Origin of the sequence: Cytobacillus solani (assembly GCF_006704205.1) — a bacterium.
In the GTDB taxonomy this organism is placed as follows: domain Bacteria; phylum Bacillota; class Bacilli; order Bacillales; family Cytobacillaceae; genus Cytobacillus; species Cytobacillus solani.
This window is the reverse complement of record NZ_CP041305.1, coordinates 344931-361024: the sequence shown is the minus strand read 5'-3', so window position 1 is coordinate 361024 and position 16094 is coordinate 344931. Positions and strand designations below refer to the sequence as shown.

Below are 16094 nucleotides of genomic sequence, written 5' to 3'. Positions count from 1 at the left end.
AACCGTTAAAAAACGTGCAAACTTTTTTTATGAAGACGGAATGCCAAATTACAAACTAAGAAGCCATTTTGCAATTTTTTTAAATGGCTTCTTTTTGTTTGTTACTAAATAATGAATGGTTCAATACTTTTACTCAAACTTTATTCAAAACCTACAAGAATATCTCTTTTCCATCCAATTTTATTGGTAGATACTAGATAATCAACAGTGGAGGTTGGTTTAATATATCTTTTTTATTGACCGAATGGTACAAAAAATGTATTCTTTTAATAGTAACTTCGAAATGAAAGGAAGATATCATTGAGCAAACGTGGCAGACCGCGAGACTTCGATTACTCCTCAATCGTAGATGTTGCGATGAAAACATTTTGGATAAATGGATATGAGGGATGTTCTACGCAAAATTTATGCAGTGATACCGGTCTTGGTAAAGGTAGTTTATATAATACTTTTGGAAGTAAACATGAGCTTTATAAACAAGTGTTAGAACGCTACCATGAAAATGGGATTAGAGACCAAAAGGAAATATTAGAAAACCCAATCTCAGTTAAAGAACGGCTAAGTAATTTTTTTGCTTGGGCATTGGAGGAAGATTTTAAACATACCGATCATAAAGGGTGTTTACTTATTAACGCCGGTTTGGAACGGGCTAATCACGATCCAATGGTTGAAGAAATTGTATCAAAGCATGTTGAACTTCTTTTACAAGCTTTGGAAAGAGTAATGGAGGAAGGCTTACGAACCGGTGAAATCAAAAAAAGACAATCAGCTGTTGATTTAGCAAGCCTTTTTTTAAGCAGTTACTACGGACTTCGTGTACTTATTACATCCATTCAAAATCGAACATTGGCTGAACAAGTTATAAATGGAACAATGGAATCTATTTTTGGCGCTTAAAGCGCTCTTTTTTTAGATAATTTTTGTACTGATTGTTACAATAATAAATAGGGAGTGTCAATTTTGCCATCTATAATATATTTACTAGCTTTAACAATTTTTTCTATGACCACATCTGAATTTATGGTGGCGGGTATGATGAACGAACTTGCTAATGAATTTAGTGTTTCGATCTCATCCATTGGGTATTTAATTACCGCTTATGCAGGAGCTATGGTGGTAGGAGGCCCTGTTCTAACTGCTACACTCCTTCAAATTCGTCGAAAACAAGCACTAATGGTTTTAATTGTTGTCTTTTTGATTGGCCAATCGCTAGGCGCAGTTGCTTGGAGCTATAATATTATGATGTTAGCGCGTGTTATAACCGGCATTGCTTCATCTGCAGCTTTTGGAGTTGCCATTTCTATTTCAGCAACTTTAGTTCATCCTAACACAAGAGGAAAAGCAGCTTCGATTGTCCTTGCGGGCTTAATGATCGCTACGGTATTAGGGTTACCAGTTACAACAATTATTTCTCAAAATTTCGGTTGGCGGATTAGTTTTTGGTTCGTTACGATTCTTGTATTAATATCAGGAATAATGATTCAAGTGTTGTTACCATCATCCTCAAAAATAGATCTGGTGAATCTGAAGGATGAATTTTCTAGTTTTAAGAATCGTCATCTCTGGGCAGCGTATTTAACGAGTATGTTGATCATTGGCGGTACGTTTGCAGCGTTTAGTTATTTTACTCCTATTTTTACAAATGTTACGGGATTTTCGAATACAAGTATTCCGTATTTACTTGCCATTTACGGCAGTGCCACAGTAATCGGAAACATTTTGATTGGTAGATTTGCTGATCGTTTTACAATGAGAATACTAGTAACTGGATTAATATTATTACTCACGGGGTTAATTCTATTTGCATTGGGTGCCGCAAATAAATACATTGCTGTCATTTCCATTGTTCTTATTGGAATGACTGGTGTAGCGATGAATCCGGCCATGGTCACACGAGTAATGAATGAAGCGGGAAGTGGGACTATGGTAAACACTGTCCATACTTCTTTTATTACGCTAGGTATTGTCATCGGTTCGTCGTTTGGTGGCATAGTGATCAACAAAGGTTATGGGTTTGTATCTCCTTTGTGGGTGGGGGCTTGTTTAGCCACCTTAGGTTTACTTTCATTAATACCATATTTGCGTAAGAGAAATACTGATTTTTAACATAGGAACTAATAGATACCATTCTTCCGGTTAGTTTGAAAAACTTAAATAACTGTTTTAGTTTATGGCTGTTTTCTAAAAGATAGTTGCTATTCAACTAACAGGTGCTTTAGTTTAACAAGACATGTACTTATGATATTCCACAATCGGGCGCGATTGTTGAATAAGGAATTAAATATTATAAGTTAGAAAAAAGGAATGTCTTCAAAATTGAGACATTCCTTTAGATTTTCAAGAGTACAACATAATTTTAAAAAAACACTAGGTCACGACTGAATTGTTTAAGTCATGACTGAGTTGTTTAGGTCACGACTAAGTTGTCTGAGTCACGACTGAGTTGTCTGGAGACATTAGGACGGGGTTAAAAATATAGTAAAGCAAATAGAACAACAAAATAAAAAACCTTCTCCGAGTCGGACTAGGACTAGAAGAAGGCAACACCGATAAACCATACTAAAACTTGAATAGGGAAGCTAATAAAGTTCCCTTTCAAGTGTCATTATACCATACACACAAAAAATCATACAATCATTTATAAAATATTCTGATTCATTATTCCTTGTATTTGTTGCTTGTTATATCATTACTCGACTATCTTCAGACTATACTTACAAGTTACTCATAACAGCAGATATATTATTAGCTAAGTTAAATTTTGATGTTTGAAGTAAAACACTTTAATATACTAAATAATATAATTATAAAATCGTTTATAAATCTAAGGTTTCTGCAACAATAGCGCCTGTTTGTTGAAGAAGGTATAAGTTAAATTACCCTATTATCTTCATGTTCTTTAGCAAACCACCTTATAACTTGCTGTGCAAGAATATCTAAGCATTTAGAAAACGCTTCTAGTTGTTCGGTTGGACATTCCATGCCCTTTTTCTCATAATTAGTTTTTGCATGAGCAAACATGTTTCGGGTGTTACTTATAGCATTAGCAACCTCTTCAAAAGCTTTTATTTTATCGTCATTTTTACTTTCTGGGCTCAATCTCTTTGTAAATCTTAAGAATGGAGGTGCTATTGTGACAATTTCATTTAGGTCACAACAAGTCTCAATAGTTAGTTTTATAGCAAAATAGTCTTTTTGATTATTTCTGTTACTTTCGAAGATTTTACCTAATTCTAGTATATAGTTTGCGTCCGGATTTAATGCTCTAGAACTAAATAATTTCTTGGTGGCAGAATTAATAAGATCTTGCTGTAAAACTGTTTGAGATACGTATTCTATCACCTTGGTATAAGTAAGAACTAATATTTCATAATTCGTACTAGAAAGGGAAGAATTATATAATTTTAACAATTCATGTACGCCTTTACCTCGTAACAATGGTCTGAGCCTTGTTGTATCTACTTTGAACTCAGGTTCGTCCTCTAAAGTAAGATAGGATAGCCTTGGAGACAATTGTATACTAATATCTAATGTTGATTTTAGCTCAAATAAATAAGCATCAACTAGGCTTTCAATTAGATTAACATCTATCGTATCCTCGGCAGAAATTTCTATAAAGAAATCATAATCGTCCACTGGAGGTAAATGCTTGTCAAAGAGATCATCAATTATTAATTTTATTCCATAACTTGTTAAGCCATTTACAATATTTATTGAGTACTCCTGTTCATCTATTGACTCTTTAATAGTAGGAATATCAAGATCAAAGTTATGCATCAATTCTTGTATTTGGTTATCAATGCAAAATAAAGCTACTTTTTTACCAATTAATTTGTTTTCATCAAATTCAACGACTTTCGTAGCATCATACACTACTTCAAGTAAATCACTGATTGTATGATTCGCATCATAATAGGAATGGGGAAACCAAGCAGGTAACACATAATTTTCATCGATAATTAAATCTTCTTCATTATCTGCATTCTCGACTTCATCATCATAATCGTCAGATAGATACTCGAAGTCATAATCGATTCCGTATTTTTCGAAAAATTTTAATAGCTCAATTACCTCTTGTTTAAATTCCTCGGAAACAAATCTAACAGCCATTCTCTTGCCTCCTATTAATACAAATCTACGATACTAAATTAGACTTGAATAAACAATTATAGCCTCTATTCTGTATAATATCATTTTTTTCAACAAAACTAACCGTTACTTGTATTGTATTCCTTTACAATCTCTTTTTCATAAATAACCAGATTTACCACAGAGTGTTATTCAAGAATCCACCTTTATTATCTCTGTAAACTTACTAGCGAAGTAGCTTTAAAGTCCTTTCAAAATCTTATTAATAATAACCTCACAATTCGGGCGGCAGCACAACAGCATCCAGGACAGCCAACAACGCTATCCAGGATGCTGTAAGTGTCGCTTCGGTATTAAATGCCCCGATAACAACCAGCTGTACGCATAGCTACACCTGGTAAGTTCCTGTTCCATTTACCTTACGGCCATACCGAACGAGCCGAAAATCCTTAAAAGAATAAAGACAAAAAACTAAGAGCAAAAAAGGATAGCCGGTTCCCACCGGCTTTTTTATTTATTTTCTCCTTTTCGCCCATTTGCATTCCGAATCGTATCATCACGCAGCGTTTCTAAGCTTCCAATCGGTCGGGACCCCGAACCCAACCGATTCCAAGCTAAGAAACGAGTCAATAGGTCAAGGGGCAAAAAACTTTTTCTAAAGGCGCTTCGCAACGAAAAACTTTTTGTGCTACTCCCTTGACCCATTGCCTATGCTCATGATTCGTTCTACATGCCAATCGGGAAAAATGATCCCCTTTGGGAACTCCTGCTATTCGGAATGCAAATAGAAGGAGAAAAAAATAAAAAAAAGAGAAAAAAGCATTCAAAAAACAACAAATTTTTGTTATTAATACCAGCAACGCCTACATCCGCCGTCCTCAAAACATGATCAACGATTGTTTGGGTATCTTCTCCATAACCAGCTTCAATATCAGCTGAAACGGGAACCTTCACATTCTGTGCGATATTTTTGATGATCTCTAAATGTCTGTTAAAATCGATTAATTCTCCATCCGCATATCCTAGTGAGTTCGCAATCCCCCAGCTGGTCGTACCAATTGCTTTGAGGCCTACTTTTTCAAGTGTTAAGGCAGAGAGTAAATCCCAAGCGTTCCCAAGAAATAATAGTTCCCCTGAAAAGTGCAGTTCATTGAATGTTTGAATCTTGTTCATTTTAATTCCTCCTCATTTGTAATGATCACATTCTAACAAGTAATCGACCTCCATTTCGCCCTCATTCTTGCTCTTATGGTCTGTATTTTAGACAACAAAAAAAGTGAAGCCATTTTATGCTTCACCTTAACGCTTTCCTATCATTATGTTAGTAGTCCAACTGATTATAATAGATCAGCTAAAAATGACTGTATGGATGCTGGCAAGAGCTGAAAAAATAATCCTTCATATTTAATATCAAGCAGACCAGCGATGAAAAAGATAATGATGGTAGAAAATAATATTGTCATCTTGTTTTTCTTAATGAACGACTTCAAAATGTTCCCCCCAATGCTGTACGAACCTGCCTGGATTCAGGCAGTTTTATTTTTAAGGAGCTTTTCAGCTTCCTTTATACTATCGATTAACCAAATGGGCGTCTTCGGATGATTACCGATTTCCTCTGCTGTCATCCAATAGACAGCATTCACTTCTTCTGGACTCTTAGCAAAAGGCTCACCCTCTTCCAACTCACATAAGTAAACAATATCAATGACTTCACTGCCATCGTCTAATTTGAAAGAGGTATTTCTGACATATTCCATCTTTTCTTGTACCTTCACTCCAACCTCTTCAAATAATTCGCGTCTTAACGTTCTTTCTAAAATATCTTTAGAATCACCCTCATTTTCAACTGTTCCTCCCACTAGAGAAAGCAGACCGCCTGCATGTCCTTCTTTCAAACTTCGTTCAATAACCAGCCACTTGTTTTCCTTATAAACGGCTCCTTCGACATTAACATAAAACATTTAAAGCCCCCCTTATATTGTTTATTAAATATTTCGCTTCAGAGTAGAGAATTGCTGCTAAGCATCCATCAGTTATTTTAACAACATTCGGATGCTCCCTCGATATTTAAGGTTTATGTAAGGTTTAGATTAAAACGATGTAAGGTTGGACCAATATACTCTGAATTGTAGTCATTAAAGGAGGACTTTTCAATGAAAACTATCTTACGTGCAAAAAACGTTCAAAAAGTATACGGTTCGAAGGGAAATCAATATAAAGCATTGGAAGATATAGATTTAGAAATAAAAGAAGGAGAATTTATCGGCATTATGGGGCCTTCGGGTGCTGGTAAATCCACATTACTCAATATATTATCGACCATTGATACGCCAACTTCAGGAGAAATTATTATTGCCGATCAAAATATTGTCACTATGAAGGAAGAGCAATTATCAGATTTTCGCCGTAACAACCTCGGCTTTATTTTTCAAGATTATAATCTGCTTGATACCTTAACGGTGAAGGAAAACATCTTACTGCCACTGGCATTATCAAAAGTGCCGGCAAAAGAAATAGAAAACCGAGTCGAGAAAATCGCAGATACGTTTGGAATTCAAGGAATACTTGATAAATATCCCTATCATATCTCTGGGGGCCAGAAGCAAAGAACAGCTGCTTCGAGGGCGATGGTGACGAAACCGAGCCTTATATTGGCGGACGAGCCTACAGGAGCCTTGGATTCAAAATCCGCAGCTGATTTACTAGAAAGCTTAACAGCACTTAATGAGCAGAATCACTCAACGATTATGATGGTCACACATGATGCCTTTGCAGCAAGCTTCTGTAAACGAATTTTATTTATTAAAGATGGCGGAATCTACGCGGAAATTCAAAAAATGCAAAATTCCCGTCAGGAATTCTTTCAAAAAATACTAGATGTCCTTGCTTCACTTGGGGGTGGACATTAAATGACGTTATTTAGCATCGCCAGGAAAAATATCCGAAAAAACTTTACCAACTATTTTTTATATATCGGATCAATGATTTTTAGTATTGTTATTTACTTTACCTTTGTTTCTTTAAAATATGATCAAGCAATACAGGAAACAACTGATTCGTCCACCAAAATTAGCTCCGTCTTTAATGGTGCATCTGTTGTGCTCATGATTTTTGTAGCTGTATTTATCTGGTATTCCAATTCTTTTTTTACAAAGAAACGCAAAAAAGAAGTCGGACTCTACTCTTTGCTAGGCGTTCGTAAAAAGCAAATCGGGCGGATGTTATTTTATGAAAACTTTATTATGGGGATTATCGCTCTATTGATTGGGATTATCCTTGGTTCCATTTTGTCAAAGTTTTTTGTCACCATTTTGATGAAGGTCATGGGGTATGATGCACTTGGAAATTTTGCTATTTCCCCGCAAGCAATCGTAAATACCATTATCGTATTCACGGTAATGACGGCGATTACTTCGATACACGGATATCGCTTAATTTACCGCTTTAAGTTAATTGAGTTATTCAAAGCGGAGCAGGAAGGGGAAAAAGAACCAAAGGCTTCTGTCATCACCGCGATGATCTCCGTTCTGTTAGTTGGAGTGGGATACTGGCTTGCACTGCAAAATATGCTGGAGTCAGAAGTGTGGAGAAAAATAGGCTTTTTGATAACCCCGCTCGTCATCTTAGTCACAGTAATTCTTGGAACATATTTATTATTTAGTACATTAACGGTTTATTTATTAAAGCTATTAAGAAAAAATAAACCTCATTTTTGGAATGGAATCAATTTAATCAGCACATCCCAGCTTCTCTACCGAATAAAGGGTAATGCACGTACATTAACCATTATTGCTGTACTAAGTGCAACTACATTAACTGCGGTTGGAGCGGCATATAGTTTTTACTATAACAACAGAAGTAATGCTGACCTAGCAAATCCTAATAGCCTAATGTTTATAGCAAAAGACAAAAATGTATCTAAACAGATCAAAGAGCGTATATCAAGGGACAAAGTGCATAAAATTGTCTATCACTTGACCGTCCCAACAATGATGATGGATGCCGATATTACAAATCTTCATAGCAAGATTTATCCAGATGAAATGGAATACAGCATTATCGACAATAAAACCTTTAACCAATTAGCTAAATCGCAGAATAGAGATGAATCTCTATCATTAAACGGAAATGAAGCAGCCGTACTAGAAGCCGGCTATTCCAAAGATTTTTCACCGAAGTATGTTGGGGCAACGATTTCGTTAAAAGCAAATGACAGCAGCGAGAATATTACCTTTAAAGAATTGAAGAAATATAATGTCCTCAATCTCCAAACAGCTGGTATGACAGTTGTTATTAGTGATGAGTTATTTTCCAAGCTTGCAAGCAGAACAGACCTTGTAAACATGGAAGCTTACAAACTGAAAAATGAAGAGGATGCAAAAACAGTTACGAAAGAGATTCAATCCTTGTTGCCGGAGGAAGCAAATTTCTCAAGCTTTTATTCCGATTATGCGCGAGGAATGGAGGCATCAGGTTTACTCATTTTTATTGGCGGCTTTTTAGGATTAGTATTCCTAGCTGCTACAGGAAGCATTATTTATTTTAAACAGCTGACAGAGGCGACTATGGATAAAGACCGTTATGTGATCTTATACAAAATTGGTGTGAATAAGAAGGAAGTAAAAAAATCCATTTCAAAACAGATCTTATTTATTTTTGCCTTGCCATTACTAGCTGGTGTTTCCCACTCAATAGTGGCCTTAACTGCGTTATCTAAATTAATGCAAACAAATTTGATGACTCCTGTTCTCATCTGTATAGGCGTTTATGTTTGTATTTACATTGCTTATTACTTTTTAACAGTAAGGAACTACTACAAAATAATTATCAAATAGAAAAGAGGAGAAAATAATGAAAAAATTTATAGGATTGATTGCAGCTATCGCAGTGATTTTAGTTGGCGGATTGGTTATTCTTCAAAATGTAAACTTTAATAGGCTGGGAGCAGAACAATATTATACTCAAATTATTGGTCAAGGAAAGATGCTGGAAGGTAAAGATGATAGTGGGGGAAAGTATGTAAGCTATGAATATAAACTTCCGGCATATGACAAGGATGGCCGACAAAAGACATTGACCTTTACTGCTCAAAAACAGCTTCGTGAAAATGCGTATTTATCTTTATTTGTAAAAGATAGTAAGGGGGTTACCTCCTATCAGGAAATGAAAAAGGAAGAACTTCCTAAAAAAGCAAGTGAGAAGTTATCGAAGTAATAATGAAGGAATCCTTTTGAAAGGGGATTCCTTTTTACTATAATGTAATAGGAAAGCAAGGAGGTAAGTATTTTGTCAACGAACAAGAAGGTTTTAATTATAGATGATGAAGAAGATATTTTACGGCTGATCAAAACGGTGTTAAAAAAGGAAGGAATCGATCATGTGGTAACTGCAGCTACTGCTAAAGATGGGTTTAATCAATTTCAAACCTATCATCCAGACATTGTGCTGCTAGATATTATGCTGCCGGATGGGGAAGGCTATGATGTCTGCAAACAAATCAGAAATATTTCCAAGGTGCCTATTTTATTTTTATCAGCAAAAAACGAGGAGATTGATAAGATATTGGGCTTTGCGATCGGCGGCGATGATTACATTACGAAGCCATTTAGCCCCAAAGAGGTTGCTTATCGGGTAAAAGCGCATTTGCGCCGGGCAGAATACATGCAGGCTGAACCGCAGAAAGAGACAAAATTCAAAGCGGGCCCGTTTGAATTAAACGAGGAAAAGGCACAGCTGACAAAGAATGGGCAAGTGATTGAATTGAAGCCAAAGGAACTTGGGTTAATGAAGGTATTCCTTCAAAACAAGAACAAGGTAATCAGTAAAGAACAGCTCTACGACACTGTCTGGGGAGAAGACTTCTTCGGCATGGATAATACAGTCATGGTTCATATCCGTAGACTTCGGGAAAGAATTGAGGACCAGCCTTCTCATCCTCAATATCTAGTGACGGTAAAAGGCTTAGGGTATAAGCTGATTATAGAGGATGAATAGGGATGAAGTGGAGGCTAACGGGAAGGTATTTATTTTCTGTTGTATTGGTTGTTGTTCTGATTATTTTCATCAATCTTATCATTGGGTTAGCGCTGCTTACGGCACAAATTGCTTTCGATGTTCCAATTTTTCAAAACCGAGAAATATCTCCGGAAGAATTCACGAGAAATTTTCAACAAGAAATTATCACATTGAATCATGATGTAGCCATTTCTGAAAAAGGACAAAACAAGTTAGTGAAAAAGGATGCCTGGATTCAAATTTTAGATGAAAACGGCAAAGAGGTTTACAGCCTGGGAGCACCTGCAAATAGGAAGAAAAAATATACCCCAGCAGATATGATTCAAATGTATAAATATAAAGAAGTAAACGCAACTACGGTCGTTTATGTTGGGGAAAAGGAACAAAATGGCCGTCAGTTCAGCTATTTGATTGGAATTGAAAATTGGAATTTAGGTCGGCAAGTTATCTCCTATAATAATCAGGATATTTTTAGAGTCATTAAAATAGGTATGGTTATTTTACTAATAGATATCTTAATCGCGCTATTGATTGGCTACCTTTTTAGCAAAAGGCTTACCCAGCCATTACATACGCTAATTGACGGCATTAAAAAATTGGCCAATCATGAATTCAATCACCATACTGAATCAAGAGGTTTATATAAAAATGTATTCTATAATTTAAATCATTTAGCTGACCAATTAAAGATCAGCGAAAGAGAAAGAAAAAAGTTAGATTTAATGAAGGAGGAATGGATTGCCAACATTTCTCACGACATCAAAACTCCGCTGTCCTCGATTCAAGGATATGCAGAAATGATCAAAGATCCGGAGTATGACTTTTCTTCGGAAGAAATAAGGGAATATGCAGGAATTATTGAAGCTAAGTCTCTCTATATCAAAGAAGTAATGGAAGATCTAAATTTATCAACTAGATTAAAAAATAAAGAACTATCGTTAAATAAAAAAGAGGTAAATATTGTTGCTTTGTTGCGGAAGATTGTGATTGATCTATTGAATGATCCGAAATATACCGACCGAAATATCCAGTTCCATGTAAACGAGGAGAACATAATGGCAGAAGTGGATGAAATTCTTTTCCGGCGGGCAATCAATAATTTGATTCTCAATGCGATTGTTCATAACAATGATCAAGTAAAGGTAGAAGTAAGCATTGAAAGGAAAGAACATACACATATTTTGATTAAAGATGATGGGAAGGGGATTAATGAGAAGGAACTTGAAAGGATTTTTGACCGGTATTATCGAGGCACAAATACAGGGGCTGCTCATAAAGGATCAGGGCTTGGAATGGCCATAGCACATGACATTATAAAAGCCCATGACGGTCAAATTACCATTCATAGTGAAATTGGCTGCGGAACAGCCATTGAAATTCAAACTTAAATTAAATAAATAGGGGAGTGAAATATGGACAATAACGTTTTTGAACAGATGGCAAAAAGATATGATACAGAAGATAGAATGGAACTAGCTCAAGTTATAGTCAAAGCTGTAAGAGAAGAATTGCAAAATTGCAAATCAAAATCTTTAATAGACTATGGGAGCGGCACGGGTCTAATTAGTTTAGAATTATCAGATTTAGTTGATTCTGTTTTGATGGTGGATTCATCAAAGCAAATGTTGGAGGTTGCGAAAGCTAAAATTTCTCACAAAGGAATTACTAACTCAAAAGTGCTTTATTCAGATTTTATTCAAGAAACGCCTGAACTTAAGGCAGACATAGTATTAATGTCACTAGTTCTTCTTCATATTCCGGATACTAAAAAAATCTTGCAAGAATTGTTCAACATTTTAAATATTGGCGGCAAGCTGATTATTATTGATTTTGACAAAAACGATAAAATAAATCATCCGAAAGTCCATAACGGTTTTTCGCATGAAGAACTGAAAAAAAGACTATCAGAAGCTGGATTTAAATCAATAGAAATTAAGACATTCTATCAGGGAAATCGTATTTTTATGAATCAAGATGCCTCAATGTTTATATCCAGTAGTATAAAGTGATTTCTTAATTTTTATTTCTTAGTGCGTAGAATCTCAAAATAGAACCATTCACATATGTAAGACCTCGTTCTAAAATAAGAACGGGGTTATTTTTGTATGTGGCAGTTTTAATAATTCAAGTTAATCCTATCTTTTGCCACAATTTTTAACATAAAATGACGTGGAATGTTGATAGACTTTATTCAAGCTCCCACTTATATTTAATCATATAGGAGTTGAAGATATGATTGGTATGAATATTCGTGTGTTGCGTAAGAAAAATAAAATGAGCCAGGAACAATTAGCTGAGCGGGTAAATGTTTCTCGTCAGACTGTTGCAAAGTGGGAGAATGAAGAGGCGTTGCCTGATATTCATAAATGTAAAATGTTAGCCGAACTCTTTCAAGTAACATTGGATCAATTATCCGGCAGTATGAGTGAAGAAGAGGTAGAGCATCTTGGTCCGAAAGGGAAACAGTTTTTCGGTGTTGTGAAGGTAGGCGAGCGCGGGCAGATCGTTATTCCAAAGCAAGCGCGGGATATGTATCAGATTCATGCTGGCGATAAGCTTGTTGTTTTAGGGGAAGACGCAACAAAAGGAATAGCTATCTTAAAAACAGATAGTTTCCTGGAGTTTGCAGATTTGATCCGTAAGGCAGAAGCAGCGGAGGATGAATAGGAATGATTAAAATTGTATTCTTTTCGATCCCTGCACACGGGCATACGAATCCGACCTTACCGGTAGTAGCTGAGCTTGTAAATAGAGGGCATGATGTTTGGTACTACTCTTTTTTAGAGTTTAAAGGAAAAATTGAAGGTCTCGGTGCCAAGTTTATTCCCTGTGATGAATTCCTCCCCCCGATTTCACAAGAGGAATTGGATCGCAAAGCTGGAAAAGATTTTGCGGCATTGATTGAAATGATTGTCGATACGACCATTGCTTTAGATGAAAAAGTATGTACGGAATTAAGAGATATTCAGCCGGATTGCATTGTATCGGATTCTTTATGCTTTTGGGGGAAGTTGTTTGCTAAGAAATTAGGAATCCCCTACATTTGTTCAACAACTACCTTTGCATTTAATCGCCATACAGCCAAGCTGATGAAACGCAGTATAAAGGAAATATTGGGCATGATAACTGGAATGCCAAGAATTAATAAGAAGTTAGAGCTGCTGCGGTCCCACGGGTATGAAGTAGAGAACTTTATTTCGATTATTCAAAATGACAATGAAACAGACACCATTGTTTATACATCAAAAAAATTCCAGCCGATGGCCGAAACATTTTCCGACAGATATTCCTTCGTCGGCCCTTCCATCCGGCAGTCTTCTGAGGCATTCGAAGGAAGGGAAGGCAGGAAGTTCATCTATATTTCATTAGGAACGGTACTTAATCAAAATAAGGACTTTTACCAAAATTGCATCCATGCATTTGCGGACAATAGGTATGATATTCTAATGTCGGTTGGTGACAAAACGGAGATTGATTCTCTTGGCCGTCTACCAGACAATTTTACCGTTCAAAACAGAGTAGACCAGCTAGGAATATTACAGAAGGCAGATGTATTTATTACACATTGCGGAATGAATAGTGTGAATGAAAGTCTGTATTATGGCGTTCCAATGGTATTATTTCCGTTGCATAGCGAGCAAAGGGCAGTGGCTGAACGTGTCGCTGAACTTGGTGCGGGTATAAAATTAAAAGGAAAACAGCCAAAGCATCTGGAGAAAGCTGTATCAGCAGTACTGGCCAATGGAACCTATTTAGAAAACGCCCGAGATCTCTCTGAAGACTTCAGGAATGCCGGTGGAGCTGTAGAGGCAGCTAATGTTATATTGGATAAGATAAAATGAAAAAACGAGCACATGATTCCAATCATTTTGATGAGATCATGTGTTATTTTTTAATTTAATGGAATCTGTTATATTTTATTTGATAATTCTGTCTATAATTAAAAATACAAGTATCATTGTATGATATACTTTTAAAAAAGTTTTACGAGGAGCGATTGGGCTTGAGCATTCATTTTGAAGTGAAAAGAACGACGAAGGTATCCAAACAAACAGCCTATACAGGTCTGCTTGATCTTGATTCGGCAAAACGCTGGATGCAAGGATTAGTAAGAATAGAGCGATTAGATGAGGGGCCAATGCAGGCAGGAAGTCAGTGGATGGAAACGAGAAAGATGTTTGGAAAAGAAGCTACTGAACATTTTGAGGTAGTTGAACTTACGGAACCCAAGAAAATTGTGCTCCGCTGTGATGGAACGAAAGGAACAACAGGAAAAGGAGAATTTGTGTTCACATACATAATCGCTTCAGAGGATGATCATACAGTGATTACTCTGAATGGAGAAATAAGGGGACTTACCGGTTTGACGAAAATTTTTGGAAAAATGATGGCTGGAACCTTTAAAAAAGCATGTGCGAAAGATTTGGACGGGCTAATAAGCTATATGGAAAATGAGTGAATATTTTCTAAAACCGCGGCTGTAAAATGAATAACTTTTCCAATGTTTTGCAATAATGAAAAAGGTGTTCTGCTTATACAGGTTGAATATATAAGAGAAATTATTTTCAGAAAAAAAAGGAGGTAAACATGGGAAGATTAATTCATTTCGAAATTCATGTGGATGATATGGAACGGGCGAAGAAGTTTTATGGGGATGTATTTGGCTGGACCTTTGAAGATTGGAGCGACTATGCGGGAATGCCATATTTCGGAGCTGTAACTGGCGATGCAAGTGAGCTTGGAATTAATGGCGCATTGATGCAGCGTCAAAGCCCACCCCCGGAGCCTGGTCAAGCGATGAATGGCTATGCTTGTACAATGGGAGTAGAAGATTACGATGCGATTGAAGCGAAAATCATGAGCAGCGGAGGCACGGTGGCACTGCCAAAACATGCGCTGCCTGGGATGGCTTGGCAGGGATACTATATGGATACAGAAGGAAATGTATTTGGAATTCATCAGCCAGATGAGAACGCTAAGTAGGATTAGCCAGCTATCTTTAAATAATGGGGTGCTTTTCTTTTAATAGGAAAAGTGCCTTTTTAAATTTCAAAAATATATAATCTAAGTGAAAATATTCATATTATGAGGGGTTGGATCAAATGACATATGAAGAAATTATGCAGAAACTTGAAGAATTAGGCTCTGAGCAAACGAAGCAAATTTATAAAAATCATGGTGTGAGGGAGCCACATTTTGGCGTAAAAATAGGGGATATGAAGAAATTGGTCAAATTTGTAAAGAAGGATCATGAATTAGCATTAAAGTTATATGATTCTGATAATCATGATGCAATGTATTTGGCAGGTGTCGGTTAATCCAAAGATTATCTCTAAGGAGACTTTACAGGATTGGGCAAAGAAAGCCTACTGGTATTTGGCTGCGGAATATACAGTTGCGCAAGTGGCGGCAGAAAGCGACTATGCCCTCGAATTAGCGAGGGAATGGATGAAATCTGAGGAAGAGATGATAGCGGTTTGTGGCTGGAGTACATATGCTAACTACCTATCCATTACCCCTGATGAAAAATTGGATATACCTGAAATAAGAATGCTGCTAAATCAAGTGAAAAGTACGATACATAATGAGCGTAATCGGGTCCGATATGTGATGAACGGCTTTGTTATATCTGTCGGCACCTATGTGGCTGAATTAAAGGAGGAAGCAAAGCAAGTCGCAGAATATATCGGCAAGGTGCATGTTGATGTTGGAAATACCGCTTGTAAGGTCCCACTCGCTTCAGATTATATTAAGAAAGTAGAAGAGAAGAATAGAATAGGTATGAAGCGGAAAACATGTATTTGTTGATATCTCCCTAAGTGAACGTAGTAATAATACACATAAAGAATGGTTAAAAGTAAACTCCGTGCAATCTTTTTTTCTGTTTTTGGAAAGTTTGTTAGAGGTAGTTCCATGTTATTCCTATTCGAATAGCCGTGGAATTCGGACGAGCACAGGCGATTTTAAGCAAGCCTAGTCTGAATAGCCCG

Annotated in this window: 15 protein-coding genes and 2 pseudogenes; 13 read left to right on the top strand and 4 right to left on the bottom strand. The window is 36.4% G+C overall.

Translation table 11 applies throughout. The features are described 5' to 3' along the window. Positions 1-300 precede the first annotated feature (300 nt). Both FI644_RS01815 and FI644_RS01810 read left to right on the top strand, forming a co-directional pair. Positions 301-897, top strand: coding sequence for a TetR/AcrR family transcriptional regulator (locus FI644_RS01815; protein ID WP_053475017.1), 597 nt, complete (start codon positions 301-303; stop codon positions 895-897). A 63-nt stretch (positions 898-960) separates the two neighbouring features. Beyond that, positions 961-2106, top strand: coding sequence for an MFS transporter (locus FI644_RS01810; RefSeq protein ID WP_053475018.1), 1146 nt, complete (start codon positions 961-963; stop codon positions 2104-2106). A 765-nt stretch (positions 2107-2871) separates the two neighbouring features. Here FI644_RS01810 and FI644_RS01805 read toward each other — a convergent pair. The 4 genes and pseudogenes from FI644_RS01805 to FI644_RS01795 form a co-directional block, all read right to left on the bottom strand. Next, complete coding sequence (locus FI644_RS01805; protein WP_053475019.1) at positions 2872-4110, bottom strand: hypothetical protein; 1239 nt, start codon at positions 4108-4110, stop codon at positions 2872-2874. An 825-nt stretch (positions 4111-4935) separates the two neighbouring features. Next, positions 4936-5262, bottom strand: a pseudogene (locus FI644_RS01800) (isocitrate lyase/phosphoenolpyruvate mutase family protein); the annotation flags it as partial. Positions 5263-5426: 164 nt separating this feature from the next. Continuing rightward, complete coding sequence (locus tag FI644_RS26170; protein WP_156319092.1) at positions 5427-5579, bottom strand: hypothetical protein; 153 nt, start codon at positions 5577-5579, stop codon at positions 5427-5429. A gap of 36 nt (positions 5580-5615) precedes the next feature. After that, on the bottom strand, positions 5616-6050 hold the full coding sequence (locus FI644_RS01795; protein ID WP_053475020.1) for an NUDIX hydrolase: 435 nt from the start codon (positions 6048-6050) through the stop codon (positions 5616-5618). 192 nt (positions 6051-6242) lie between these two features. On the opposite strand from FI644_RS01795, the gene FI644_RS01790 reads away from it, so the two are divergent. The 11 genes and pseudogenes from FI644_RS01790 to FI644_RS01740 all read left to right on the top strand — a co-directional run bounded on the left by FI644_RS01790 (position 6243) and on the right by FI644_RS01740 (position 15912). After that, on the top strand, positions 6243-6998 hold the full coding sequence (locus FI644_RS01790; RefSeq protein ID WP_053475021.1) for an ABC transporter ATP-binding protein: 756 nt from the start codon (positions 6243-6245) through the stop codon (positions 6996-6998). Further along, positions 6999-8924 (top strand): ABC transporter permease, encoded by a 1926-nt coding sequence (locus tag FI644_RS01785; protein WP_053475022.1) that lies wholly within the window; start codon positions 6999-7001, stop codon positions 8922-8924. Between the two features lie 16 nt (positions 8925-8940). Then, positions 8941-9303: a YxeA family protein gene (locus FI644_RS01780; protein ID WP_172797626.1), complete on the top strand. Its 363-nt coding sequence runs from the start codon at positions 8941-8943 to the stop codon at positions 9301-9303. Between the two features lie 72 nt (positions 9304-9375). Beyond that, complete coding sequence (locus FI644_RS01775; protein ID WP_053475024.1) at positions 9376-10083, top strand: response regulator transcription factor; 708 nt, start codon at positions 9376-9378, stop codon at positions 10081-10083. A 2-nt stretch (positions 10084-10085) separates the two neighbouring features. Next, a complete protein-coding gene (locus FI644_RS01770; RefSeq protein ID WP_142107926.1) occupies positions 10086-11492 on the top strand; it encodes a sensor histidine kinase in 1407 nt (468 codons plus the stop codon). 24 nt (positions 11493-11516) lie between these two features. After that, positions 11517-12113 carry a class I SAM-dependent methyltransferase gene (locus tag FI644_RS01765; RefSeq protein WP_056683316.1) on the top strand — a complete coding sequence of 199 codons (597 nt, stop codon included), beginning with the start codon at positions 11517-11519 and terminating at the stop codon, positions 12111-12113. Between the two features lie 223 nt (positions 12114-12336). Next, on the top strand, positions 12337-12771 hold the full coding sequence (locus tag FI644_RS01760; RefSeq protein WP_056683321.1) for a helix-turn-helix transcriptional regulator: 435 nt from the start codon (positions 12337-12339) through the stop codon (positions 12769-12771). Between the two features lie 2 nt (positions 12772-12773). Continuing rightward, entirely contained in the window at positions 12774-13946 is a 1173-nt protein-coding gene (locus FI644_RS01755; protein ID WP_056683324.1) for a macrolide family glycosyltransferase, read from the top strand. A gap of 161 nt (positions 13947-14107) precedes the next feature. Then, positions 14108-14563 (top strand): SRPBCC family protein, encoded by a 456-nt coding sequence (locus FI644_RS01750; RefSeq protein ID WP_056683327.1) that lies wholly within the window; start codon positions 14108-14110, stop codon positions 14561-14563. 128 nt (positions 14564-14691) lie between these two features. After that, on the top strand, positions 14692-15087 hold the full coding sequence (locus FI644_RS01745) for a VOC family protein (protein ID WP_053475030.1): 396 nt from the start codon (positions 14692-14694) through the stop codon (positions 15085-15087). Positions 15088-15206: 119 nt separating this feature from the next. Next, positions 15207-15912 (top strand): annotated as a pseudogene (locus FI644_RS01740) (DNA alkylation repair protein). Positions 15913-16094: the final 182 nt, after the last annotated feature.